The organism is Lactococcus sp. S47 (assembly GCF_016517475.1).
Classification (GTDB): domain Bacteria; phylum Bacillota; class Bacilli; order Lactobacillales; family Streptococcaceae; genus Lactococcus; species Lactococcus lactis.
Map to the genome: position 1 here is coordinate 68,322 of NZ_JACVUB010000006.1, position 26,192 is coordinate 94,513.

Here is a 26,192-nt window from a genome sequence, read left to right on the forward strand (position 1 = left end):
CTATTCAACCAAGGCCCAATCATCGGCCAAAACGTCGCAAGGCGTTGGGGCCCACATTGAAAAACCTTCACCCTCTCCCGAGACATTAATCAAGAAATAAGGGGTAACTTCCAACTTCTCACCAGATTCTAAAACAATCGAATCATAGAGTTTAACATAATTTTCGGCACCAGACCAGCCTTGTGTTCTGACTACTTTTTTCCCAGCTTTAAGTAAAGCTAATGCTTCTTCAAAAGTCATTTTTTCCTCCATATTGTTTAAAACATACTGAATTTATTATAACAAAGTTCGAGAGGTTTTTGATAAATGAAAACCAGTTTTAACTATCCGATAGATTCAACTAATAAATAGTCCTCAAAAATTATACTCTATTTGTTCCCTTTAAAATTTTGTGCTATAATAAGTTCAACAAAGTGCAACACGCGAAAAAAACGGTCTGCTCTAACAGACCGCGTGTTCAAACTTGGTTATGGTGGGACTAATTGCTAATTGCGATTAGTTTTTTTAATTTCAAGCCAGAGCCTGACTAGATTAATTACGAAGTTCAAAACTTCGATAATCATCCCAAGTACCGCTAGCACGAAATCCTCTCCATAACCAAGGAAACACTTTGTCTTCATAGGCACCTTCTCCATCTAGAATTTGTCAGGGCGCATGAAACCAAGTGAACACTAAGAGCTTTCTCTCCTGATATACTATACGTAAAAAAACGTGAAAGATAACAAATCTTTCACATTTTTTATTGTCTAATTAATTTTACCCAATCAATGAACCAGCAGGAACATCATCATCAACGGTCAAGACACGCAATTTTCCATCAAATTCGGCTGACAAAATCATTCCTTGTGAAACGTATTTTTTCATCATTTTACGTGGTTTCAAATTGGCTACGATTTGTAATTTTTTACCTACTAATTCTTGTTCATTTGGATAGAATTGTGCAATTCCTGACAAGATTTGACGTGGTTCAGAATCACCAGCATCCAATTTAAATCTCAACAATTTATCAGAACCTTCAACAGGTTCTACTTCAAGCACTTCGGCAACTTTTAGTTCAATTTTTTCAAAATCATCAAATTTAATTTGTGGTAAAGTTAAATTCAATTCAACTTCTTCAGGGACCCACTCTTTTTCTGGCAATACGCCACCAGCCATTTGTAATTTAATATAAGCAACCTCTTCTTCCACATCAAGACGTGGGAAAATAGGTTGACCTTTTGCTACTACAGGATGAGTAAATGAATAGCCAAAAGAAAGATTTTCAAGTGAAAATGATCTTTCATCCATTCCCAATTGCTCAAAGATTTTACCTGATGTTGCACGCATAAATGGTTGTAAAAGTGCACCTGCAATCCGTAAATTTTCTGCCAAATGATACAAAACATTATTCAATTTTGCTTTGTCGTCTTCTGATTTTGCAAGGACCCAAGGTGCTGTTTCATCAATATATTTATTTGTTCTTGAAATCAATGTCCAAACTTCAGATAAAGCCACATTGAATTCAAATGTATCCATAGCCGCACGATATTTAATTATAGTACCATCTTGAACTTGTCTTAAATCGTCATCAAACTCGGTTTTTATATTTTCTAGATTTGAAATAACGCTATCATAATTCTCGATTTTTCCGTCATTATATTTGTTAATCATTGAAACAGTACGATTCAACAAATTCCCCAAATCATTGGCCAAATCAAAATTAATACGTCCAACAAAGTCTTCTGGAGTGAAAATTCCATCTTGTCCAAAAGAAATCGCACGCATCAAATAATAACGAACCGCATCAAGGCCATAACGTTCAATCAACATCTCAGGATAAACAACATTTCCTTTTGATTTAGACATTTTTCCGTCTTTCATCAAGAGCCATCCATGAGCGAAAACTTGTTTTGGTGGTTCAATTCCTAATGCTTTACAGAAAATTGGCCAATAAATCGTGTGGAAACGAACAATTTCTTTTCCGACCATATTTACCCCAGGCCAGAATTTTTTATAAAGTGAGTCGTCATCACCATAAAATCCTAGAGCTGTCACGTAGTTAAAGAGCGCATCCAACCAAACATAAACCACATGTTTTGGATTTGATTTTACTGGAATACCCCAAGTGAAAGTTGTCCGAGAAACTGCCAAATCTTCCAATCCTGGTTTGATGAAATTATTAATCATTTCATTTTTACGAATTGCCGGCTCAATAAATGTAGGGTTAGCTTCATAAAACTCAAGAAGCCAATCTGCATATTTGCCCATACGGAAGAAATAAGATTCTTCTTCAACCCATTCCACTTCATGACCAGAGGGAGCAATCCCACCAGTCACATTACCCGCTTCATCTTTAAAAACTTCTTCCAATTGTGTTTCAGTGAAAAATTCTTCATCAGAAACAGAATACCAACCCGCATATTTACCCAAGTAAATATCATCTTGTTCAAGTAATTTTTCAAAGATTTTTTGAACGGCTTCTTCATGATAAGTGTCTGTAGTACGGATAAATTTATCATAAGAAATATCCAATTTTTTCCATAATTCTTGAACATCAGCCGCCATTGGGTCCAAGTATTCTTTAGGAGTCATTCCCAATTCTTCGGCTTTTCGTTGAATTTTCATTCCGTGTTCATCAAGCCCTGTTAAATAAAAAGTATCAAAGCCCATCAAACGTTTGTAACGAGCAAGCACGTCGCAAGCAATAGTTGTGTAAGAACTACCAAGATGCAACTTACCTGATGGATAATAAATTGGGGTTGTAATGTAAAAAGTTTTGTTTTCTGTCATATTTTCCTCTTTCCGAGCAAATGAGGCTCGATATTTGAGAAGATTCTCATCTAAATATTATACCAAAAAACCTCTAAAATCGCATTGTCTGATTAAGTTTGTTATAATTATCATAGAAAAGTTAAGAATTTCTTTAAGTCACAGCTCTTTGGAAATTCTTTTAAAAAATAAAGGAACGATTATGAACTATAAATTTATCTCATGGAATATTGACTCACTCAATGCTGCATTGACTGGAACCTCAGAACGTGCTGCCCTTTCTCTTGCTGTTGTTAAAAATCTCGCTCAAGCACAACCAGACGTTTTAGCCATTCAAGAAACCAAACTTCCTTCTACTGGCCCTAAAAAAGCTCATTTGGAAGTTTTGGAAGAACTGTTTAAAGGTTATAAAATCGTCTGGCGTTCATCAGTAGAACCTGCTCGAAAAGGATATTCTGGAACAATGATTCTTTATAAAGAAACTCTACCAGAACCAGTCATCACTTTTCCTGAAATTGATGCTCCTGAACCTATGGATGCCGAAGGTCGAATCATCACCCTTGAATTTCCTGATTTCTTTGTCACTACGGTTTATACACCAAATGCGCAAGAAGGCCTGACACGACTTGATTTACGTGGAATTTGGGATGATAACTATCGTAACTATCTCACAAGCCTTGATGCTCAAAAACCTGTCTTTGCTTGTGGAGATTTCAATGCGGCCTATACAGAAATCGACTTAGCCAATCCCCGTGGTAATCACAACTCAGCTGGATTTACTGACCAAGAACGTGAAAAATTTGGTCAACTTTTAGAGGCTGGATTCACTGATACCTTTCGTCAACTCCATGGTCAGGTTGAGAAATTTTATGAAGAAGGACGCAGTATTTATACTTGGTTTGCCCAACGTGCAAAAACTTCAAAACTAAATAATTCAGGTTGGAGAATTGACTACTGGCTGGTTTCCAATCGTCTTGCCCAAGCAGTTAAAGTTTCTGAGCCCCTTGATTCTGGTGAACGTTTAGACCACGTCCCCATTCTCTTAGAATTTGAACTCTAAAATAAAAGAACCTTAAAGGTTCTTTTTTATTGTCAATAAAACAAATAGAGACTATAATTGAGTAAAAATAGTTGAGGAGAACATGTTTATGGTTAATATAAATTTAGTTTTAGCAGAGCATCAGACCTTACAAACTGAACGCTTGATTCTTAGAAAATTACAACTTGAGGATGCCCCAGAAATGTTTAACTATGCTTCTAATCCTGAAGTTGCTCGTTTTACTAGCTTTGAACCACATGATTCTCTAGAAACAACTAGAGCCACAATTGCCAAGTTTTTTCTGCCGAACAGCCTCTATCATTGGGGGATTGTTGAAAAAACTTCAGGTCAGCTCATTGGTGAAATTTTTCTTAATCCTATCAATAAAAAAACAGTCGAACTGGGTTGGATTTTAAATCAAGACCATTGGGGAAAAGGGATTATGCCAGAAGCTGCTGAATGTCTTTTAGCGCTTTCTTTCGATAAATTAGAAGTTAAAGTTATTCAAGCTAAACATTTTACAGAAAATGCAAAGTCTGGACGGGTCATGGAGAAGTTAGGAATGAAACACTTAGGAAAGGTTTATTCTTACTTTCCTAAGTTTGAAAATCCTCTTCTTACAGACTATTGGGCAATTACTAGAGATGAGTATGACTTACTTCATTGACTTACGAACGAAAGTTTTTCTAATAAAAAGGTTTATTTTTTTAGATTTTTGTGGTAGTCTTAAAATATAAAAAAAGATGACGAAAGGCTACTAAATGTCCCGTTCTGACGAAATCATTCGCATTGTGAGTGATTATAAAAAAATTGAAGTCAATCAACTTTCACAACTCCTTAATGTTTCAAACGTAACGATTAGAAAAGACCTTGATAAACTTGAAGAGAAAGGAATTATTAATCGCCAGCACGGTTTTGCTTTGATTAATAATACAGATGATATCAATTTTCGTTTAGCTAAAAACTATGATTTAAAGCGAAAAATTGCTGTCAAAGCTGCTGAAAATATTCTTGATGGGGATACAGTAATGATTGAATCTGGTTCTACTTGCGCTTTGCTTGCTGAAGAGTTAGCCTTTAATCGAAAAAATGTCACTATCATCACTAACTCTGTTTTTATTGCCAATTATATTCGTAAATCCGACTCGGTAAAGGTAATTTTATTAGGAGGAGAATATCAAAATAATTCACAGGTCAACGTTGGACCTCTGATAAAAAAGGTGGTTGATGAATTTTACGTTGATAAATTATTTATCGGTATTGATGGTTTTGACCCCGTCCGCGGTTTTAGAAGTAATGATCTCGCTCGTAGTGAAGCCATTCATGTCATGGCTGCTGCGGCTAAGGAAGTGATTATTTTAACTGATGCTTCTAAATTCAACCAAAATGGAACTGTCACCTGTTTTTCATTCCCTGAAATTTCCCAAGTTTTTACTGACAAGTCAATCAATGCAGAAAGTCAAAAAATTCTCGATTTGAAAAAAATAAAGGTTACTACTATCTAATTAAAAATGGACAATGTCCATTTTTTTATTGACAGATTTTCTAAAATATGATATATTTTCTTCATAAGAAAGAATTATACTTTCGTTTGAAAGTTTTGCTTTTTTTGGAATCTCCTAAGATTTAAATATTATTACATAAAAAAATGAGTCTAACCAACTCATTTTTTTATATTTTTTCATAAGATGATTCTTTAAAACCAATCTGTTGAACTTGACCATTTTTCACTAGTAATGGACGTTTGATAAGCATTCCATTTGACGAAAGAAGTTCTGCCATTTCTTTTTCAGATAATGTTGCTAACTTATCTTTAAGATTTAAGTCACGATAAACTAAACCACTTGTATTGAAAAACTTTTTGATGGGAAAATCTGCTTCTTTAAACCATTTCTCAAAGTTTTTTTGACTCGGTGGGGTTTCCTTCAAATCAATCGCTTGATAATCTATTCCAAGTTCATCTAACTTTGCTTTAGCTTTTCTACAAGTTGAACACTTTGGATACCAATAAAAATCGTACATCTTATCCTCCTTATGCTTTAATTTTATTATAGCATATTAAAAAAGGATTTTTTTGTCCAATTTTCTATGAAAAATCTATTTTTTAATGATTAATTTTATAGCTTGTTCGAGTTTTTCTTCCTTGTCAGTCACTTCTTTGTCCAGTAAAAGTTCTTTGAGATTCTCAGCTACGATTAGACCAATCAGGCTATCTAAGCTAGAGCGAACAGCTGTTAATTGAGTCACAACATCAATACATTCCTCTCCAGATTCCATCATCTTAAGTATTCCTGTGAGTTGTCCTGTCGCTCGTTTCAAGCGATTTTCCATTTTTTTGTCATATTTTTTCATCAGTCATCCTTTTTTGTTTCGCTCCCTAATCAAGTAATTCCTTGGTAACTTTGCTGTATAATCCAAAGGCACCATCCAAATTTTTCACTTTGTAGCCCTCTTGTTTTAGAATACGTTCTGCATTGTAAGAGCGAAGTCCTGACTGGCAGCTAACAATATATTCAGTCTTTTTATCGAGTTCATTTAGCCGCTCACGTAAGTCATCAAGCGGAATATTTTGAGAATTTTTAAATTTCCCTTTTGCCAACTCATTTGGATTTCTCACATCAAGTAAGACTTTCCCTTTTGCTAATTCAGCCGCAAGTTCATGCCACTGAATATTTTCTGATTGCCCCAAGAGAAGGTTTATTGCGGCATAGCCAGCCATATTTACTGGGTCTTTGGCTGAACCAAAAGGAGGGGCATAGGTCAATTCCAATTCTGGTAAATCAAAAACGGTTAGTTTTGCTTTGATAGCCGTAGATAAAATATCAATTCTTTTATCTACTCCTTCTTTACCAATTGCTTGCGCACCAAATATTTGTCCACTTTCTGGTTCAAAAATTAATTTCAAAACAATAGAAGTTGCATCTGGATAATATCCCGCATGATTATTTGCTGTGACATGAACAATTTTATGATTAATCTTTAAACCTCTAAGCTGAAACTCAGAAAGGCCTGTACTTGCCACTTGCAAATCAAAAACACGGACAATGGCCGTTCCAAGTGAACCGCGATTTTTAACTGGTAATCCACTAATGATATCAGCTACCTGACGCCCTTGACGATTAGCTGGAGAAGCCAATGAAATTAAAGCATCCTGCCCTAATTGATTTTTGACAACAATGGCATCGCCTACTGCGTAAATATCCTTAACCGATGTTTCATAATGTTCGTCAACAAGAATTGCATTTCTTAGTCCTAATTTAATGCCCGCACTTTTAGCTAGACTCGTTTCTGGCTGAATTCCCACAGAAAGAATCGTTAAATCCGATTGCAGACTTTCACCATTATCTAGCAAAATTTCATCATTTTTAAATTCGACAGCTCCTCTATTTGTCATTACTGAAAGATTATTTTTAATTAATTCTTCATTGACAAAAGCTGCCATTTCGCGATCAATGGTTGGTAAAACATGTGGTGCTTTTTCGACGATTGTGACACTTAACCCTCGTTTAGCAAGATTTTCAGCCATTTCTAAGCCGATAAAACCAGCACCAATAATTGTTGCACTTTTAGGAGCTTTGGCTTTCAAATAGGTCATTATTTTATCCACATCAGGAATATTTCGTAAGCTAAAAACATTTGTCGCTTGGTTCAAACCTTTGATTTGTGGAATTAAGGGTTTAGCCCCTGGTGAAAGAATCAATTTATCATAGCTTTCAACATAGCTTTCGCCGTTTGAAACTACAGTCACTTTCTTTCCTTCACTATCAATCGCAATAACTTCAGAATTTTCGCGCACCTCTAGGTTAAAACGGTTTTTTAGAGCTTTAGCAGATTGAACAATTAACTTTTCTCGCTCTGCAATTTCTCCCCCCACATAGTAAGGTAAGCCACAATTGGCAAACGAAACGTAAGGGCCTCTTTCAAAAACGATGATTTCTGCATTTTCGTTAAGACGTCGCAAACGGGTTGCAGCCGACATTCCACCCGCAACTCCGCCAACAATTAATATTTTTTCTGTCATTTTTTAATTTTCCCTCTCCAAGCTCGCATTCCTCCATTTACGTTTGTCACATCATAATTAGCTTTGTTTAATATTTTGTAGGCTTTTTTTGACCGCATTCCCGACTGACAAATCAATAAATACTTTTTATTTTTGGCTAGAACATGTTCTCCCAATTTACTTAAAGGGATATTTCGAGCGCCTTTTATATGTCCATTTTGAAATTCATGAGCTTCTCTTACATCAATTAATTGTGTTCCTTTTTTTAATTCAGTACTTACTTCTGCTGGACTGATACTTTTTATTTTCTTAAAAAATTCAAACATCGTTCTCTCTCTAAAGTCTGTCAGTAAATTCTAAGGGGCCATTCCAAGCAATGGTACCGCCTGAAATATTTATAGTATCAATTCCTTTTGTCGAAAGATACTTACAGGCCCTAGCTGAACGAGCACCTGACTGACAGATAAGATAAGTTCCGTCAGTAATTTCTGCATATCTTTCTTCTAGTTGACTCAATGGAATATTTTTGGCATTAGGAACATGACCACTGTTATACTCAAAATCTTCTCTTACATCTACAATTACTGGATTTTCACTTTCTGTCAGTAATTCTAATTCACTTATGTCAATTGTTTGCATTTTTCACCTCTTGATTATTTGATTTATAATAATTATATACCCCCGAGGGTATATAAGTCAAGTTTATTATTTCCAAATGAAAAAACCTAAGTTTTAAATAACTTAGGTTTTGCTTAATTTTGAGAAATTCAATTATTTCTCGTTTTTATGTTTGACAGAGTCAACCGTATCATTAAATTTTTCTGCAACATCTTCAGCTAGGTCAGAAGCTTTGTCTTTGATATTTTCCAAGCCTTCTTTAGCTTTTCCCATAAGTCCTTCTGTTTTACCTTTAGCTTCTAGTTTTTCATCACCAGTTACTTTACCTGTGGTTTCTTTAACTTTTCCACTTACTTTATCTTTTGTTGCATCAAGTTTGTCATTTAAAGCCATTTTAAATCCTCCTAGTAATTGCGATTTTTTCTTTTATTATCATGAAAGTTTCATAATAATTTGTTAGAAAAACTAAATCAGTTAAATTTGTCAATCATTGACTGACAACCAATAATTTACGATTTCCCCTCCTTTAATCTTCTTAATCTATTCTCATTCTAACATCCGTAGCTCAAAAAGTACAGAAAACTGCTCATAAGACAAAAAAAACTTGGAAAATTCCAAGTTTTAATAATCATAGAGTTCTGTTGAAAGATAGCGCTCACCATTGTCAGCACAAAGTGCGAGAACTTTTTGACCTTTGCCAAGTTTTTTTGCCAATTCATAAGCTGCCCAAATTGCTGCGCCAGAAGATATACCTACTAAAAATCCTTCGCTTTTGCCAATTTTTCGTGCGGTTTCTAAAGCCTCATCACTTGTTACATCAATTACTCCATCATAAGCTTCTGTATCTAAATTTGGTGACATAAATGGAATACCAATTCCTTGAATGCGGTGTGGACCACTCTCACCTCCTGTTAAAATTGGTGATTCTGCCGGTTCGACAACAAAAGTTTTGATTTTAGAATTTTGACTTTTAAGATAGTGAGAAACGCCAGAAATTGTACCCCCAGTGCCTGCACAAGCAACAAATGCGTCCAGTCCATTTTCACCAAATGCTTCAATTATTTCTGGACCAGTCGTTAATTCATGGGCTTTTAAATTAGCTGGATTTTCAAATTGCATTGGCATAAACCAACCATTTTCTTCAACTAATTTTTGACCTAAATCAATGGCAGCTTTGATGCCATCAGCTGCTGGAGTCAAAATCAATTCTGCTCCATAAGCTTGAATAAGCTGACGACGCTCTTTTGAGTAACTATCAGGCATGATAATAACCACATTATAGCCTAAAGCTGCACCAGCCATGGCAAGTCCAATTCCTGTGTTCCCAGAGGTAGGTTCAACAATCGTTCCTCCCTTTTTTAAGCGACCATCTGCTTCGGCTTGCCGAATCATTTGTAAAGCAATCCGGTCTTTAACTGAACCTCCAGGATTAAAATATTCAAGTTTTAGATAAATTTCTGCTCCATTTTCTGGACCATTTTTTAGTTTGATAATTGGACTATTTCCAACTAATTCAGTAATATTTTCAACAATTTTTACCATAATTAATTCCTAAATTACTGACAGCTTTGTGTCAGTTCAAGTCAACCAAATGAGCGCTTGAGGCGGGAGATAGATGAATTGTATGCACTTTTGTCAGTAAATTACTTTCAATTTCTACTGTCTAATTTTTCTGTCAGTTCAACAGGACCAATGTGAGCTGTTAAAGTGAGGGAGAAAGGAGTCGTAAGCTTTGCTTACAAGTCTGTCAGTAAAATTATTTTTTTTCAAGTGCTTCTTTGATATCTGTCAGTAAATCTTCAATTGCTTCAACCCCTACTGATAGACGAATTAGGCCATCCTTAATCCCAATTTCTTCACGAAGTTCTTTTGGAATAGAAGCATGAGTCATCACTGCTGGCACTTCAATTAAAGATTCAACGCCACCTAGTGATTCAGCCAACGTAAAATAGCTCAAGTTTTCAACAAAATCTTTGACGGCATTTTCATCCGTTAATTCAAATGAAATCATCCCTCCAAAGGCAGACATTTGTTTTTTAGCAATTTCATGCCCCGGATGGCTATTAAGACCTGGATAATAAACTTTTGAGACGGCTTTAGAAGTTTCTAAAAACTCAGCAATTTTTTGAGCATTTGCCGAATGAGCCTCCATCCGAAGCGCAAGTGTTTTAATACCTCTTTGCACTAACCAGCTGTCTTGTGGTCCAAGAACCGCCCCAATTGAATTTTGTAAAAAGCCAATTTCGCTGGCGAGTTCTTTTGAATTGGTTGTAACTAGTCCTGCCACTACATCTGAATGTCCACCTAAATATTTCGTTGCGGAATGCAAAACAATATCAGCTCCTAAAGCAATTGGTTGTTGTAAATACGGTGTCGCAAAGGTATTATCCACCAGTGTTAAGGCATCATGAGCTTTAGCAATTGCTGAAATTTCCTTAATGTCCAAAACTTTTAATAAAGGATTTGAAGGAGTTTCAAAATAAATAGCTTTCGTTTCTTCTTTAAAAGCCGCTTTCAAGTCATCAAGATTACTCAAATCAACTAAATCATAAATAATCCCTGTCTTTGTCAGCACTTTATCCATCAAACGGAAAGTTCCACCATAAACATCATCAGCTAAAATGATATGATCTCCTGCAGAAAATAGCGAAAGAACCGCATGAATTCCAGCAAGTCCTGAACTAAATGCAAATCCTTGAACACCACCTTCTAAATCTGCAATTAATTCTTCCAAGGCATGACGCGTTGGATTTCCAGAACGTGAATATTCGTATTCTTTAGGTTGTCCAAGTCCGTTTTGTTTATAAGTTGACGTTTGATAAATCGGAACAGATACTGCTCCTGTTGTCTTGTCTGTTGAAATACCACCATGAATTACTTTCGTTTTTATACTTGTCATTGGCCCTTTTCTTTCTATTTTCAATCTAATATAAAGATATCACGAAAGTGTGCCCAGTGCTATAAGATTTTTTTATAGCAGAATTAACTTTTTTTATGTATATAAAAAAACGAAGGACATCCTTCGTTTTTTAATATTTTCTAAATCTTTCGTAGCGTTGTTCTGCCAATTCTATTTCTGTCAGTAATGACAATTCACCAAGTGATTCTGTCAGTTGTCTCTTGAGGTTATCAATCAGATTTTCCTCAGAAATAATAGCATCAACAAGACCCATTTCTAAAAGATGTGGCGCTGTAATTTTCATCAATTCAGCCGCTTCATCACGACGTGAACCATCTTTCCAGAGAATCGTCGCAAAACCTTCTGGAGAAAGTACTGAATAAACAGCATTTTCTAAAATATATACTTTATTGGCAAGTGCAAGAGCTAATGCTCCTCCTGAACCACCTTCACCTGTGATGAAAGCAATAATTGGAACTTTAAGGTCAGACATTTCCAAAAGGTTTCTAGCAATTGCTTCACCTTGTCCACGTTCTTCTGCTTCAATTCCTGGATAAGCACCAGCTGTATTGATAAACGTAATGACTGGACGACCAAATTTTTCAGCTTGCTTCATCAGTCTTAACGCTTTACGATAGCCATTCGGACTTGGTTGTCCAAAATTAGTAGCTAAATTTTCAGCAAGGTTACGTCCTTTTTGAATTCCAATAACGGTCACAGCTTGATTATTGAAGCGAGCAATTCCGCCGACAATCGCTTCATCATCTGTTAACTGACGGTCGCCGTGTAATTCAAAGAAATCAGTGAAAACTTTGTCAATAATATCTCTTGCCGAAATTCTGTCAGCCGCTCGTGCTTCATTAATAATGTCAGCAATATTTTTTTGTGAAACTTCACCTGTCAGTGAATCAATTGTTTCAGACATTTTCCACCTCCGTATGAAGTTCTAAAAGAAGTGCCAATTTTTGACGTAATTCAGTCCGCTTAACAATTGCATCAACAAAACCATGATTCAAAAGAAATTCAGCTTTTTGGAAATCATCAGGTAAAGTTTGACGGACGGTTTGTTCGATGACACGACGTCCAGCAAAACCAATTAAAGATTGGGGTTCAGCTAAAATAATATCTCCCAGACTGGCGAATGAAGCTGTCACTCCTCCAGTTGTTGGGTCAGTTAAAACTGTAATATAAAAAAGTCCTGCATTTGAATGTCGTTTCACAGCAGCCGAAGTTTTGGCCATTTGCATCAATGACATAATTCCTTCTTGCATTCTTGCACCACCTGATGCCGTAAAAACAATAATCGGCAATTTTTCGGTAGTTGCATATTCAAATAAGCGTGTCAGTTTTTCACCAACAACAGTTCCCATTGAAGCCATGATAAAAGTCGAATCCATAATTGCCAAAGCCGTTTTTTGCCCTTTAATTGTGGCCGTCCCAGTCATAACTGCCTCATCAAGACCAGTCCGTGCTTTTGTTGCCGCCAATTTTTCAGGATAACCTGGAAAATCCAAGGGATTTTTGCTTTCAATTCCAGTGAACATTTCAACAAAAGAATCTTTGTCAGCAACAATTGCTAACCGTTCTTTGGCTGTAATTCGGAAATTGTAATCACAATTAGGACAAACTTTATTTTTTCCTAAATCTTTTTGATAAATCGTATGTTTACAAGCAGGACATTTGGCAAAAAGTTCATCAGGAACTTCTGGCTGCTCGGCTTGCTTTTCAATAATGGAACGATTTGGATTAATTTTAATGTATTTTTTCTTTTGGAAAAGAGCCATCTTTGCATCCTTTTCTCATTTTTTTATAAATTTTACTGACAGATGAATTGTAAGCCATCTGACAATTCTGTCACTAATCTATTGATTAATCTTCTTTTTGATATTCTGGTAAGAAAACATTTCCTAAGAAGCTTGTATCATAATCTCCTGCCACAACATGTGGGTCAGAAATTAATTCTAGTTGGAAATCAACATTTGTAATGACCCCTTCAACGTCAAATTCAAGAAGGGCGCGTTGCATTTTCATCAGTGCTTCAAAACGATTTTCACCATGAACAATGACTTTAGCAATCATACTATCATAATATGGCGGAATGGTGTAACCACTGTACATAGCGCTATCAACCCGCAAACCAACTCCACCACTTGGCAAGAAAAGATTAGTAATTTTTCCTGGACTTGGTGCAAAATTAAATTTAGGATTTTCAGCATTAATTCGACATTCAATCGCATGTCCACTAAAAGTCACATCTTCTTGCTTGACAGACAATTCATTGCCATTGGCTACACGAATCTGTTCTTTTACAATATCAACACCTGATACAAACTCTGTGACCGGATGTTCAACTTGAACACGTGTGTTCATTTCCATGAAATAAAACTTACCAGAAGATTCATCAAGTAAGAACTCAATGGTTCCCGCATTTTCATAAGAAACATGCTGAGCTGCTTTAACAGCCGCAGCTGTTATTTCCTGACGTAAAGTGTGTCCAATTGCGACTGACGGAGATTCTTCAAGAACTTTTTGATTATTTCTTTGCAATGAACAATCACGTTCACCAAGATGAATCACATTTCCTTGACTATCTCCTAAGATTTGAACCTCAATATGACGCGCTGGGAAAATCATTCGTTCGATGAACATGGCTCCATTACCGAAAGCAGCTTGTGCTTCCGCTTGTGCTGCCTCAAATGCTGGAACAAGTTCCTCAACATTATTAACCTTACGAATTCCTTTACCACCACCACCAGCTGATGCTTTAAGCATGATTGGATAGCCAATTTCTTCAGCAATTTTTACTGCTTCATCAGTGGTATGAACTTCGCCCTCAGAACCCGGTGTTACAGGAACACCAGCTTTAATCATTTCTGCACGAGCATTGATTTTATCACCCATCATATCCATAACTTTTGCTGACGGACCGATAAATTTAATATTCATTTCTTCACAAAGACGAGCAAATTTTGAATTCTCAGAAAGGAATCCAAAACCTGGGTGAATCGCCTGTGCGCCAGTTGCCACAGCAGCTGACAGAATATTATTCATATTAAGATAAGACTCAGTACTTCTAGCTGGGCCCACACAAATTGCTTCGTCAGCTAAATGAACATGTAAAGCATCGCGGTCTGCAGTTGAATAAATGGCAACTGTACCCACTCCTAATTCACGAGCTGCACGAATAATTCTTACAGCAATTTCGCCACGATTGGCAATCAAAATTTTATTAAACATAGATGTTCTCCATATGGGAAAATACCCCGAGCTTTTGCTCAATGGGTGTTTTGAAAGGAATGATAAAAAAGAAAGTCATTCCCAACAAAACAATTTTTTGATAAATAAAAATAAGTCCGAATTTACCATAAGTAAAAAATCTTATGGTTAAAATAAATTTTTGTTTCTTAATCATAAAAAATATGATTATTTTTAAATGAAGATGAGCTATTTACCTAAGGCAGGACACAACCTGACATCTTCGATATCAGGTCACCTTGACCGTCTTTAATCCATACTCGCTACATCGCTAAAGCGATTAGTCGTAATGGTTATAAGCCTATCTCCACTTCGTTTCGCTGTCCGTTTTCTCTACTTGCTAAAGCAAGTGATAAAAAGGCAAGTACTAAAGCACTAACGCCCTAAGGCAAAAGTCAAAGTTCCTTTAGCCGCCAATTTTCCATCAACAGTTGCTTCTGCTTCAACAACCGCAATTGGACCACGACGTTTGATAAATTTAGCATGTAAGACCAATTGATCTCCGGGAGTGACTTGTTTTTTGTACTTAACATTGTCCATTCCCGCATAAAAAACAAGTTTTCCTTTGTTTTCAGGTTTAGATAATTCTAAAACACCAGCCGCTTGTGCGAGAGCTTCCATAATCAAAACCCCTGGCATTACTGGATATTGTGGAAAATGTCCTTGGAAAAATTCTTCATTAATCGTCACATTTTTAATTGCTGTAATTTCATCCTCAGCAATATCAATCACACGATCGACTAATAGAAATGGATAACGATGAGGCAAAGCCTCCATAATTTCAGTTACATTAATGTTTACTTCAGTCATTTATTCTCACTTTTCTTTTAGAGATTCACTGACAGAACTTGTCAGTAAATTCTCTGGCACCTAAACCAGAGCTGTCAGTAACTTTTACATCAAAGATAAACTGACAGAGCTTTGTCAGTAATTTTTTTATTTGATTCTCATCAAATCTTGACCAAATTCAACGACATCTTCTCCAGAAACCATAATTTCCGTGATAACTCCATCTTTTGGTGCAGGAATTTCATTCATTACTTTCATTGCTTCAATAATAAGCAAAGTTTGACCTTTTTTAACTGAATCACCAACTTTGGCAAATTCAGCCTTATCTGGTGAAGGTTTAAGATAGGCTACACCCACTAATGGAGAAGTAACTGCTTCACCCTCAGCTTCAACAGCCGCTTCACTTGCTACGGGCACTTCTGTACTTTCTGCAACTGGCGTTGCTTGTTGAGCTGTAAATGCAGGTGCAGTAGGTGCAGCACTTTGAGCTCCAACAAGGGCTTGACCTTCATTTTTAGAAAATGATAATTCACCATCAGCATTTTTCCAAGAAAATTCACGTAAAGTAGAACCATTGAATTGGTTCATCAAATCTTTTACTTCTGAAATGTTCATTTTTATTTACTCTCCAGTCCATTTCTTGAATGCCAATACAGCATTGTGTCCACCGAAACCAAAGTCTTGCGACAATGCAAGATTAATATCAGCAGGTTTACCTTCACCAAGAACAACATTAATTGTCATTCCTTCATCAAGTTCAGTTGTTCCAGCATTTACTGGTGCATATTGATTCAAAAGTGCTTGAACAGTTGCCACTGCTTCAATTGCACCTGTTGCACCAAGTGCATGACCGTGCAATGCTTTTGTAGATGAAACATAAGCTTTATCGCCAATTACATTGTGAATTGCTTTGCTTTCAGTTTCTTCATTGGCATGTGTTGAAGTTCCGTGTGCATTAACGTAATCAACATCAGCTGGACTTGCACCAGCTTCTTCCAAAGCCAATTTAATCGCATTTTCAGCACCCACTCCTGAAGGAGTTGTCATATGGAAAGCATCATTTGTATTTCCGTATCCAACAATCTCAGCCAAGATATTAGCGCCACGAGCTTGTGCATGTTCAAGGCTTTCCAAAATCAATACACCAGAACCTTCGCCCATTACAAATCCTGAACGATTTTTATCGAATGGAATACATGCTTTTTCAGGGTCAGTTTCTTTAGTCAAAGCAGTCAAATTAGCAAAACCTGCAATTCCAAGTTCACAAATAGCCGCTTCAGCACCACCAGCAATCATTGCATCAGCGTAACCATGTTTGATTTCACGGAAAGCTGAACCAATTGAATTAGCACCAGCCGCACAAGCCGTTACTTCAGCACGCGAAACTCCACGAGCACCTGTACGTAAAGCAACGTTACCAGTTGCCATATTAGCAATAGCAAGTGGAACGTAGAGTGGTGCTACCCCTTTACGAGGGCCTTTAGCGACAATGGCTTGTGAATTTTTTTGTGATTGTTCAAGTCCACCAATCCCAGAAGCCATGATACAGCCCAAACGGTCAAAATTAGTATTTTCTTCTGTAATACCAGACATTTCCATGGCATCAAGTGCTGCATAAACCGCATAAAGTGAGAAAGTATCCATGCGTCGTGCATCTTTTTTCTGGAAATATTTATCAAATGGAAATTCTTTTACTTCTGCTGCAACAGAAATCCCTGTTGCTTCAGCATCAAAGTGAGTGATTGGACCAATTCCAGTTTTACCAGCTTTAAGATTGTTCCAAAATTCTTCTGGGCTATTTCCAATTGCACTAACTACACCATAACCAGTGATAACAACTCTATTTGTCATATTTTTATCCTCTTAATTTTAAAATTTATCAATGAATAATTTACATTGAAACTCCACCATCAATGGTAAGTACTTGTCCAGTCATATATTCTTGTTCAGCCAAGAATTGAGTTGCTGTTGCAATTTCTTCAGGCATTCCAAAACGTTTCATTGGAATTTGCCCCTTCATTGCATCTTTAACTTTATCAGAAAGAACTTCAGTCATATCTGATTCAATAAATCCTGGAGCCACAGCATTGACACGAACATTTCGTGCCGCAACTTCTCTAGCAATTGATTTTGTCAAACCAATAAGTCCTGCTTTTGAAGCGGCATAATTTGCTTGCCCAGCATTTCCCATAAGTCCAACAACTGATGAGATATTAATAATTGCTCCAGAACGAGCTCTGGTCATCGGTTTCAATACAGCCTGTGTCATATTGAAAGCCCCAGTCAAGTTGATTTTAAGAACAGACTCAAAATCTTCTTCTGACATTTTCAAAGATAAACCATCACGAGTAATCCCTGCATTGTTTACCAAAATATCTACTGAACCAAGAGTTTCAATCGCTTCTGCAACCATTCGTTTTGCATCTTCTGATTTTGAAATATCACCAGAAATACCAATTGCTTTAACACCATAGGCTGTAAATTCAGCTAATAATTCTTCTGAAATTGCTGAACGACCATTAATAATTAGATTAGAACCCGCTTTAGCAAATTGAAGCGCAATTGCTTTACCAATTCCACGTGTTGAACCAGTCACAAAGACATTTTTATTTTTAATTTCCATTATTTAAGATATGAGCCCGCCTAAGAAGTTTTAGCACTTTAGTACTAAGATTTCAAAAGGACAAACTCAATTCCTTTCTTCAATTTTACTGATTAATCAAAGCTTCAAATGAAGCTAAATTTTCAACATTAGCAATTTCTGCATTTTTATCAATTTTTTTAATGAAACCTGAAAGTACTCTCCCAGGACCAACTTCAATAAAGCGAGTCGCACCTAGTTTTTGCATTGTTTCAACAGATTCATAAAAACGAACAGGTTCCATGACTTGACGCGTCAAAAGTCCTTTGACTTCATCATTTTCCATTACTTTAGCACTCGTATTTGAGATTAATGGTAATTCAAAAGGTCTAAAATCAATTTTATCAAGTTCCAAAGCCAATTTTTCAGATGCTGGTTTTAAAATTGCTGTATGGAAAGGTCCTGAAACTTTTAATTCAATAAGTTTACGAACTCCGGCTTCTTTTAGCAACTCAACAGCATAATCAACCGCCTCAACTTCACCACCAATAACAATTTGTGCGGGCGTGTTATAATTTGCTGGACTCACAATACCGCCTTTAAATTCGGCCGCTTTCTGGCAAATTTCTTCAATCAAGGCTGGGTCTGTGTTCATTACAGCGACCATTTTACCAGAACCAGTCGGTGCAGCTTCTGTCATATATTGACCACGTTTAGCTACAAGCTTAACTGCTTCTTGAAAATCAATGATTCCTGATGCTACCAAGGCAGAATATTCACCAAGACTAAGACCAGCAACAAGGTCAGGTTTAATCCCATTCTCACTTAACAAACGCAAAATAGCAACAGAGGTTGTTAAAATTGCAGGTTGAGTGTACTTTGTTTCATTTAGTTTTTCTTCATCATTATCAATCAAAGCTCGCAAATCATATCCTAAAGCTTGACTTGCTTCATCAAAAGTTGCTTTAACTGTTTCATATTGGTCATATAAGTCACGTGCCATTCCAAGCTTTTGTGCCCCTTGACCTGAGAATAAAAATGCTGTTTTAGTCATAATATATAGTAATCAACCTTTTGAATCAATGATTCAAAATCAGTCAATTAGAATTCCTCGTATTTTCTTTTATAAAGTTAATTATTAGTATTGTAAAATGTTTTTTATCTTAAAAAAAATGACATTCTTCAATATGAAAATTATAGGACAAGCTCAGTATATCATTACTGAGCTCCCTATACTAGAATTCTATTTTGAAAATAGAACTAGTCCAACGAAAAGAAGGGGCGAAATTCGCAAAAGAATCAACTCCTTTGCTCGCTTCACCCCCATCCCGAATTATTTGTTGTTTTCTACGTATTTAACGAGGTCAGCAACTGTTTTCATATCTGCTTCTGTATCAACTTCAACGTCGAATTCGTCTTCGATGTCATTGATGATTTGGAAAAGGTCAAGTGAATCAGCGTCGAGCTCTTCAAATGAAGTTTCGAGTGTTACTTCTTCTTTTTCTTTACCGAGTTCGTCAACGATAATATCTTGTACTTTTTCAAATACTGCCATAATTTTTTCTCCTTTAATTGAGTGAAAATATTTATATTATATCCGCAAAGCGGTTTATAACCATTAGTTAGTGAAGATTTTTTAAAATCTTCTTGTGAGTCAAAGTTAGCTGATAATGTTTTCTTATATAGACAACTTAAGAAAAACTTGCTAAACTTTGAAGCTCTTATAAATTAATAATTGCTGTACCCCAAGTGAGGCCACCGCCAAATCCTGTCAAGACGACTTTTGTTTGACCGTCCAAACTAAATATACCATTTTTTACGGATTCTGACAACAATATAGGGATACTTGCTGCCGATGTGTTACCATATTCTTGCATATTTTGAAGGAACTTTTGGCGCGTCACACCAAGCTTTTTAGCCATTTTATCAAGGATTCTTGAATTCGCTTGATGAAGGAGATAATAATCTACTTCTTCAGCAGACAAATTAGCTTTTTCTAAAGTTGCCTGGATATTTTTAGGAACATCACGTACGGCAAAATCAAAAATTGCTCGCCCTTCCATACTCAAGTTTGAACTTTCGTATGAAACAGAGGCAAATGGAGTTTGGATGTCAGCATAACTAGAAAGTAAACTGTTCCCACGACTTCCATCTGTTTGCATTTTTTCAGCAATAATCAGAGGTTGACTCGCGCCAGCTTCAATAAGCACACCAGCAGCTCCATCTCCGAAAAGAACAGCAGTTGATCGGTCTGACCAATCAATTACTTTTGAAAAGACTTCTGCGCCAATGACAAGCCCTCGTTGATATGCTCCTGAGGAAATTAATTTTTCCGCTGTTGATAGAGCAAAGACAAAGCCTGAACAAGCCGCAGTCAAATCGTAAGCAAAAGCATTAACTGCTCCTACTTGAGCTTGAACCCGTGCCGCGGTTGAAGGCATCAATGAGTCCGGAGTTACTGTAGCAACAATGATGAAGTCAATCGTTTCTGGGCTTAAATTTGAATCGCTAATCAACTGCTTAGCAACTTTAGCTGCTAAGTCTGAGGTGTTCTCTCCAGTTGAAATATGGCGATTTTTAATCCCTGTCCGACTGTAAATCCATTCATCATTAGTATCCATTATTTTGGACAAGTCATCATTAGATACCACATTTTCAGGCACATAGTGTGCCACTTGCGTAATTTTCGCAAAAGTCATTATTTCATATTCTCCAAAGAATCGTGTAAGGTTGCAAGTTCACCAGCCAATTTATTTTCAGTAGTTCCATAAACGCTATCAAATAGATTATCTGTAATCGTATGGAAAAATTCACGGTGAGTTGCACAAAGCTCATCACCCTTCGATGTCAGTATAATGTGAGTCACTCGTCTGTCCGCTGTAGAACGCTTGCGTTCAATATATCCCTTATCTTCTAATCGATTGAGGGTAATTGTAATTGTTGACAAGGCCAATTTTTGATTTTTGGCAATATCTGTCGCACGACAAGTTCCTAGCGTATGAACCAGTGTCAAAATTTGTAATTCTTTTACTGTTACATCTGAATAAGCTGAGTCCTTTAAAAATTGCTCCTCTAATATCATAAAATCATGAAAGAGTTGAATCAGCCATTCATTCACCTTATCAAAATCTGTTTTCATCTGTCATCCTCTTCATTATTTAGATGTGAGTCCGACTTTAGACATTACGAAAAAAAAGAAATTGAAATCAATAAAACCCCCTTATGAAATTTTATTATTACATTTAGATAGGGGATAAACTGATGCAAAAAAAACATCATCAACTTACCCCCTGATTTATTATTCTATTTTTTCTTTCTCGCAAGATGAACTCAATTTGTTTTTATATTGCAAATGGTTTTCTGTATCAAATTATATTATTTTTTAGAATGATTTGCAAGTAATAATTTTTAGAAAACGTCATCATTGCTCAATTTTTATAAAAAATATTAGTTTCTGTCAGTAAAATTTGCCTTCCCAAACTACTGACAGAAATAATTTCAACAAAAAAAGTTACTGACAGAAAATTTAAAGTTTTCATCAGTAACTTTTGAATTCATTAGGCAGGATTGCTGGCAATAATTTCTAATTGACCAGACAAATTCCATTTTTCAATGTTGCTTGGTAAGATGAAATGAGCTCCTTTTTCAACTGGATATTCATTTCCATCAACTGTTAATTTTCCTTGACCATCAAGTACAGAAACTAAAGTGTAATCAGCAACTTTGGTAAATTCATGGTCACCATGAATTTGCCATTTATAAACATCAAAGAAATCTGATTTCACAAGAGTTGTAATTTCTGCATCAGCAAATTTTTCAGTTTTAACTTGATTTTCAGGAACTTTGTCGCCCGGAATATTCAATACATCAATTGATTGTTGAATATGTAATTCACGTAGATTTCCTTGGTCATCTTTACGGTCGAAATCATAAACACGGTAAGTTGTATCAGAAGATTGTTGTGTTTCAAGAATAACAATTCCAGCACCGATTGCGTGCATTGTTCCTGACGGAACATGGAAGAAATCCCCTGTTTTCACTTTTACCTTACGTAACAAATGATCCCAATCACCAGATTTAATCATTTCTGCTAATTCTTCACGTGATTTAGCATTATGTCCATAGATAATCTCAGCGCCTGGTTCAGCTGAAATAATGTACCAACATTCAGTTTTTCCAAGTTCACCTTCATGTTTTTGTCCATATTCATCATCTGGATGAACTTGCACAGAAAGCCAGTCATTGGCATCTAAAATTTTAGTTAGTAAGGGAAAAACTTCTTTTTTACTATCACCAAACAATTCGCGGTGACTTGCGTATAATTGGTCAAGTTTTTGACCTTTAAATTCGCCATTAGCAATTGTTGACACACCATGTGGATGAGCAGAAATAGCCCAATATTCACCAACTTTGTCTGATGGCAAATCATAGCCAAACTCTTTCAAATGGTCGCCGCCCCAGATTTTTTCTTGCAAAACTGAGTTCAAAAACAATGGTTCTTTCATAATTTCCTCCAAATGAGCAGATTTTATTCGCTTTCATTTCACAATGTCTATTATATCACAAAATTTATTTAGAACAATTCTGTCAGTATTTTTATGACAAAAAAAGTTACTGACAGAACTGTCAGAATGTATTCAACCTAAAGAATACACTCAATTTTTTCGTCAGTAACTTTTTTAATTAATATTCTGATTTATTGTTAAGCCCACGAAGAAGCTCATCAATTTTTGAACCATATTCAACAGATTCATCTTTTGCAAAAGTTAAATCTGGAATTTTGAAAATGGTCATGCGTTTTGCCAATTCACTTTTGAAAAGTCCGGTTGCTTTTTTCAAAGCAGTTGCGGCTTTTTCATTATCAGAGGCAAGATTTGACAAGAGGCTATAATAAACAGTCGCTTGACTCAAATCACCAGTCAATTGAACATCAGTGATATTTACATCTTGAACACGTGGATCACGTACTTTATTTCGTAAAATATCATTGATTTCGCGTTGAATTTCTACAGCGACACGGTCGCTACGAAAAGAATTTCCCATTTTCTCCTCCTATTTTTTCGTTTAAAATGTAGATAAATGATTTTTAAATCACTTTTCCACACCTCCACTTAAAATGAGTAAAAGCTCCCAGAAACAATAAACTTAAATAAAATTCATCATTTTTAACCAGTCGCCCTCACCTTTTATTTAACTGAGTTCACCTTCTTAGAAGTCTGTGAAAATGCGATTCATCTTGCGACTTTAGTCGCTTAGAATGAATCGACAGCGTAGCCACATTGTGGCGTAGATAGACAAAATGGGACCTACACTACGCGTAGAACCACATTTTCTATCTACGCTGTCCCTTCTCGCTAAACTGCTAAAGCAGTTAGTCGAAGTAGCAATTATCATAACTTCTGGACAGTCGAGCTCACCTCTTATTATTTACGTTCGATTTCAACCATTTTGTAAACTTCAAATGTATCATCAATTTCAACATCGTTGAAGTCTTCAACCATCAAACCACCTTCTTGAGCATTTCCGACTTCTTTAACGTCATCTTTGAAATGTTTAAGACTGGCAATAGCTCCATCATGAATCACGACACCTTCACGAATGACACGGACAGAAGCATCACGGGCAACTTTACCACGAATAACCATAAATCCGGCAATTGTACCAACTTTAGAAACGTTGAATGTTTCGCGAACAATTGCTTCACCAATGATTTCTTCTTTGAACTCAGGATCAAGCATTCCACGCATTGCTGTTTCAACTTCTTCAATTACTTTATAAATGATGCTGTGCAAACGAATATCAACTTCTTCTTGAGCCGCTTGTTCACGTGCAAGACCAGTTGGACGAACATTGAAACCAATGATAATCGCATTTGATGCTGCTGCAAGTGAAATATCAGACTCTGAAATTGCCCCAACAGCTGAATGGACGATATCTACTTTCACACCTTCAACTTCAATTTTTTGAAGTGAAGCAGCAAGCGCTTCTGCAGAACCTTGAACATCCGCTTTGATGATAATGTTAACAGATTTAGTTTGACCTTCTTTAAGAGTATCAAAAAGATTGTCCAAGTTAACACGACGTGTATTTTGACGTTTGATCAATTGAGCACGTTTAGCACGTTCTTCCCCAGCCGCACGAGCTGCCTTTTCATCTTCAAATACTGCGAAGTGATCACCAGCTTGTGGTACGTCAGAAAGTCCAGTTAATTCAATTGGAGTTGACGGACCAGCTTCTTTAATCCGACGTCCGAGGTCATTTGTCATTGTACGAACACGACCATATGTGTTTCCGACAACAATTGGATCTTGAACATGAAGTGTTCCTTGTTGTACCAAGAGAGTTGCAATTGCCCCTTTACCTTGGTCAAGACGGGCTTCAACAACAGTACCAATGGCACGAACAGTTGGGTCAGCCTTAAGTTCTTGCACTTCTGCCACCAGAAGAACTGTATCTAACAATTCATCAAGATTTTGGTTAAATTTAGCCGAAATTTCAACGAATTCTGAACCATTTTCTGGATCCCAAGCGACTGGGAACACACCATGTTCAGTCAATTCTTGTGTTACACGTTGTGGATTGGCACCTGGTTTGTCAATTTTGTTGATTGCAACAATAATTGGCACACCAGCAGCTTTAGAGTGATTGATTGCTTCAATTGTTTGTGGCATTACACCATCATCAGCAGCAACTACAAGGATTGTAATATCTGTGACAGAAGCACCACGAGCACGCATAGAAGTGAAGGCTTCGTGACCTGGCGTATCAAGGAAAGTAATTTTCTTACCATTCGATTTGATTTGGTAAGCCCCAATATGTTGAGTGATACCACCTGCTTCACCCTCAGTCACACGAGATTCACGGAAACGGTCAAGCAAAGTTGTTTTACCATGGTCAACGTGTCCCATAATTGTAACAACAGCTGGGCGTTCAACCATGTTTTCTTCTTTAAGATAACCATCTTCAACAAACAAACGTTCAATATCTGATTTATCTTCTTCAACTTTTTTGACTGGTGTTACACCATAATCCATGAGAATCAACTCAATTGTATCTTCATCAAGTGATTGGTTTTGGTTGACCATTGTTCCCATCATGAAGAGTTTTTTGATAATTTCAGCTGGTTCGCGTTTGATTGATTTAGCAATATCTTGAACATTCATTCCTACTTCATATTCAAGACTTTCTGGTAATTCATGGAATTTACGTTGAGTTGCTGGAACACTTGAAGATTGGTTGTTTTGGTGACGACCACGACCACCTTTTTGATTCCAGTTTGAGTTACGCGCATTACGAACTTGATTACGATTATCATTTACGCGAAGTGGACCACCTTTACGGTTACCATCTTTTGTATTATCGCGGTTATTATCAGATTTTTTACGGTCACGGTCACGACGGTTTGTTTTACCAGAAGTAGCTGGTGTAAACGAATCTGTTGCTGGTGCACTACCTGATGAAGCGAATTTGTCACGTTTTTGACCTTGATTTTGTCCTTGACCAGATGAACGGTTCTTATCATAATGGTTTCCACCTTGACCATTCCCATTTTGGTTAGGACGGCGATTATCATTACGATTATTTCGGTCATTACGATTTTTGTCGAATTTTTTCTTTTCAGGACGAGCTGCCGCTTGTTCTTTTTTGATATCTTCGGCACGTTTAATAACTTTGATTTGAATTCTTGGTTTTTGAGTCAATGATTTTTTCTTTTCTTCAGTAACAACTGGTTCTTTTTTATCAGCAACATTCTCTGGTTTTACTTCAGCTTTTGACGTTGCTGTGTTATCTTTTGTTTCTACTTTTTCAACTTTTGGCTCAGATTTAGCTTCAACTTTTGGTTCAGCTTTTTTAACTGGTTCACTAGCTTTAGGTTTTTCTGTAACAACAGGATGTTCAGTTGATGCAACTTCTACTTTTGCTGCTTTTTCAGCTTCTTCTTTAGCTTTAATTCTTGCTAAAATTGCTGGGTCCTCAACAACTGCTTTTCCAGCAAATGTGCGTGGATGGTCTTCCTTGTTTTTCTTTGCTGACTCAGCAGCTTTTGGTTGACTTTTTTTAACAGGTTTTTCAGCAACTTTAGCAGTTTGGTCAGTGCCTGTTTTTGCACTTTGAATGATTTTTTCTGCTTGTTCTGCTGTTACAGAACTTGAATGTGATTTCACTTCAAAACCGAGAGTTTGTGCTGCCGAAACAAGTTCAGCATTTGTTAATCCAGTTTCCTTAGCAATTTGGTTTATACGTTTTTTATCAGACAATCTTT

The 26,192-nt window shown here is 36.4% G+C and carries 27 protein-coding genes and 1 pseudogene; 3 read left to right on the forward strand and 25 right to left on the reverse strand.

The genetic code is table 11. From position 1 onward, the window contains the following. The 3 genes and pseudogenes from IAE52_RS07485 to metG form a co-directional block, all read right to left on the reverse strand. Nucleotides 1-240, reverse strand: coding sequence for a DUF2829 domain-containing protein (locus IAE52_RS07485; protein ID WP_011835550.1), 240 nt, complete (start codon nt 238-240; stop codon nt 1-3). A 245-nt stretch (nt 241-485) separates the two neighbouring features. Next, nucleotides 486-620, reverse strand: coding sequence for a hypothetical protein (locus IAE52_RS11650; protein ID WP_255531115.1), 135 nt, complete (start codon nt 618-620; stop codon nt 486-488). Between the two features lie 136 nt (nt 621-756). Further along, a pseudogene (gene metG, locus IAE52_RS07490) lies at nt 757-2,778 on the reverse strand (methionine--tRNA ligase); the annotation flags it as partial. 172 nt (nt 2,779-2,950) lie between these two features. On the opposite strand from metG, the gene IAE52_RS07495 reads away from it, so the two are divergent. The 3 genes from IAE52_RS07495 (at nt 2,951) to IAE52_RS07505 (ending at nt 5,292) form a co-directional block, all read left to right on the forward strand. Then, nucleotides 2,951-3,808, forward strand: a complete 858-nt coding sequence (locus IAE52_RS07495; protein WP_021722957.1) for an exodeoxyribonuclease III — start codon at nt 2,951-2,953, stop codon at nt 3,806-3,808. An 82-nt stretch (nt 3,809-3,890) separates the two neighbouring features. Then, nucleotides 3,891-4,454, forward strand: a complete 564-nt coding sequence (locus tag IAE52_RS07500; protein ID WP_109990740.1) for a GNAT family N-acetyltransferase — start codon at nt 3,891-3,893, stop codon at nt 4,452-4,454. Between the two features lie 94 nt (nt 4,455-4,548). Continuing rightward, the gene (locus IAE52_RS07505; protein ID WP_017864323.1) at nt 4,549-5,292 is read left to right on the forward strand and encodes a DeoR/GlpR family DNA-binding transcription regulator; all 744 of its coding nucleotides are present in this window, start codon (nt 4,549-4,551) and stop codon (nt 5,290-5,292) included. Between the two features lie 166 nt (nt 5,293-5,458). On the opposite strand, the gene IAE52_RS07510 is transcribed toward IAE52_RS07505, so the two are convergent. From IAE52_RS07510 to infB, 22 genes are all read right to left on the reverse strand, one after another. Next, nucleotides 5,459-5,809, reverse strand: a complete 351-nt coding sequence (locus tag IAE52_RS07510; RefSeq protein ID WP_003132532.1) for an arsenate reductase family protein — start codon at nt 5,807-5,809, stop codon at nt 5,459-5,461. A 75-nt stretch (nt 5,810-5,884) separates the two neighbouring features. After that, nucleotides 5,885-6,139, reverse strand: coding sequence for a metal-sensitive transcriptional regulator (locus IAE52_RS07515; protein WP_011835555.1), 255 nt, complete (start codon nt 6,137-6,139; stop codon nt 5,885-5,887). Nucleotides 6,140-6,164: 25 nt separating this feature from the next. Continuing rightward, nucleotides 6,165-7,808, reverse strand: coding sequence for an FAD-dependent oxidoreductase (locus IAE52_RS07520; RefSeq protein ID WP_109990739.1), 1,644 nt, complete (start codon nt 7,806-7,808; stop codon nt 6,165-6,167). After that, nucleotides 7,805-8,113 carry a rhodanese-like domain-containing protein gene (locus IAE52_RS07525; protein WP_012897463.1) on the reverse strand — a complete coding sequence of 103 codons (309 nt, stop codon included), beginning with the start codon at nt 8,111-8,113 and terminating at the stop codon, nt 7,805-7,807. Before IAE52_RS07525 ends, IAE52_RS07520 begins: the two co-directional genes overlap by 4 nt. A 10-nt stretch (nt 8,114-8,123) precedes the next feature. Then, nucleotides 8,124-8,426: a rhodanese-like domain-containing protein gene (locus IAE52_RS07530; RefSeq protein WP_109990738.1), complete on the reverse strand. Its 303-nt coding sequence runs from the start codon at nt 8,424-8,426 to the stop codon at nt 8,124-8,126. Between the two features lie 132 nt (nt 8,427-8,558). Next, a complete protein-coding gene (locus IAE52_RS07535; protein WP_003132523.1) occupies nt 8,559-8,798 on the reverse strand; it encodes a CsbD family protein in 240 nt (79 codons plus the stop codon). Nucleotides 8,799-9,026: 228 nt separating this feature from the next. Continuing rightward, nucleotides 9,027-9,947, reverse strand: a complete 921-nt coding sequence (gene cysK / locus IAE52_RS07540; RefSeq protein ID WP_033900350.1) for a cysteine synthase A — start codon at nt 9,945-9,947, stop codon at nt 9,027-9,029. A 214-nt stretch (nt 9,948-10,161) separates the two neighbouring features. Further along, nucleotides 10,162-11,304: a cystathionine gamma-synthase gene (locus tag IAE52_RS07545; RefSeq protein WP_010905558.1), complete on the reverse strand. Its 1,143-nt coding sequence runs from the start codon at nt 11,302-11,304 to the stop codon at nt 10,162-10,164. A gap of 130 nt (nt 11,305-11,434) precedes the next feature. Beyond that, nucleotides 11,435-12,229 carry an acetyl-CoA carboxylase carboxyl transferase subunit alpha gene (gene accA, locus IAE52_RS07550; protein WP_052062153.1) on the reverse strand — a complete coding sequence of 265 codons (795 nt, stop codon included), beginning with the start codon at nt 12,227-12,229 and terminating at the stop codon, nt 11,435-11,437. Then, nucleotides 12,222-13,088 (reverse strand): acetyl-CoA carboxylase, carboxyltransferase subunit beta, encoded by an 867-nt coding sequence (gene accD / locus IAE52_RS07555; protein ID WP_003132516.1) that lies wholly within the window; start codon nt 13,086-13,088, stop codon nt 12,222-12,224. The genes accA and accD overlap by 8 nt, the downstream gene beginning before the upstream one ends. An 85-nt stretch (nt 13,089-13,173) precedes the next feature. Then, on the reverse strand, nt 13,174-14,541 hold the full coding sequence (gene accC, locus IAE52_RS07560) for an acetyl-CoA carboxylase biotin carboxylase subunit (protein WP_200136745.1): 1,368 nt from the start codon (nt 14,539-14,541) through the stop codon (nt 13,174-13,176). Nucleotides 14,542-14,934: 393 nt separating this feature from the next. Continuing rightward, nucleotides 14,935-15,369: a 3-hydroxyacyl-ACP dehydratase FabZ gene (fabZ, locus tag IAE52_RS07565; protein WP_003132511.1), complete on the reverse strand. Its 435-nt coding sequence runs from the start codon at nt 15,367-15,369 to the stop codon at nt 14,935-14,937. 126 nt (nt 15,370-15,495) lie between these two features. Further along, complete coding sequence (gene accB, locus IAE52_RS07570) at nt 15,496-15,963, reverse strand: acetyl-CoA carboxylase biotin carboxyl carrier protein (RefSeq protein ID WP_012897457.1); 468 nt, start codon at nt 15,961-15,963, stop codon at nt 15,496-15,498. 6 nt (nt 15,964-15,969) lie between these two features. Continuing rightward, the gene (fabF, locus tag IAE52_RS07575; RefSeq protein WP_011835565.1) at nt 15,970-17,199 is read right to left on the reverse strand and encodes a beta-ketoacyl-ACP synthase II; all 1,230 of its coding nucleotides are present in this window, start codon (nt 17,197-17,199) and stop codon (nt 15,970-15,972) included. A gap of 40 nt (nt 17,200-17,239) precedes the next feature. Then, nucleotides 17,240-17,971: a 3-oxoacyl-[acyl-carrier-protein] reductase gene (gene fabG, locus IAE52_RS07580; RefSeq protein ID WP_012897456.1), complete on the reverse strand. Its 732-nt coding sequence runs from the start codon at nt 17,969-17,971 to the stop codon at nt 17,240-17,242. A gap of 85 nt (nt 17,972-18,056) precedes the next feature. Then, nucleotides 18,057-18,983 (reverse strand): ACP S-malonyltransferase, encoded by a 927-nt coding sequence (fabD, locus tag IAE52_RS07585; protein WP_003132502.1) that lies wholly within the window; start codon nt 18,981-18,983, stop codon nt 18,057-18,059. A gap of 279 nt (nt 18,984-19,262) precedes the next feature. After that, the gene (locus IAE52_RS07590; RefSeq protein ID WP_003132501.1) at nt 19,263-19,484 is read right to left on the reverse strand and encodes an acyl carrier protein; all 222 of its coding nucleotides are present in this window, start codon (nt 19,482-19,484) and stop codon (nt 19,263-19,265) included. Between the two features lie 166 nt (nt 19,485-19,650). After that, nucleotides 19,651-20,628 (reverse strand): beta-ketoacyl-ACP synthase III, encoded by a 978-nt coding sequence (locus tag IAE52_RS07595; protein ID WP_003132499.1) that lies wholly within the window; start codon nt 20,626-20,628, stop codon nt 19,651-19,653. Beyond that, nucleotides 20,628-21,068, reverse strand: a complete 441-nt coding sequence (locus IAE52_RS07600) for a MarR family winged helix-turn-helix transcriptional regulator (protein ID WP_003132498.1) — start codon at nt 21,066-21,068, stop codon at nt 20,628-20,630. The genes IAE52_RS07595 and IAE52_RS07600 overlap by 1 nt, the downstream gene beginning before the upstream one ends. 418 nt (nt 21,069-21,486) lie before the next feature. Beyond that, nucleotides 21,487-22,434 carry a mannose-6-phosphate isomerase, class I gene (manA, locus tag IAE52_RS07605; RefSeq protein WP_012897453.1) on the reverse strand — a complete coding sequence of 316 codons (948 nt, stop codon included), beginning with the start codon at nt 22,432-22,434 and terminating at the stop codon, nt 21,487-21,489. 178 nt (nt 22,435-22,612) lie between these two features. Beyond that, on the reverse strand, nt 22,613-22,972 hold the full coding sequence (rbfA, locus tag IAE52_RS07610) for a 30S ribosome-binding factor RbfA (RefSeq protein ID WP_003132494.1): 360 nt from the start codon (nt 22,970-22,972) through the stop codon (nt 22,613-22,615). A gap of 380 nt (nt 22,973-23,352) precedes the next feature. Further along, nucleotides 23,353-26,187, reverse strand: a complete 2,835-nt coding sequence (gene infB / locus IAE52_RS07615) for a translation initiation factor IF-2 (protein WP_012897452.1) — start codon at nt 26,185-26,187, stop codon at nt 23,353-23,355. Nucleotides 26,188-26,192 lie beyond the last annotated feature (5 nt).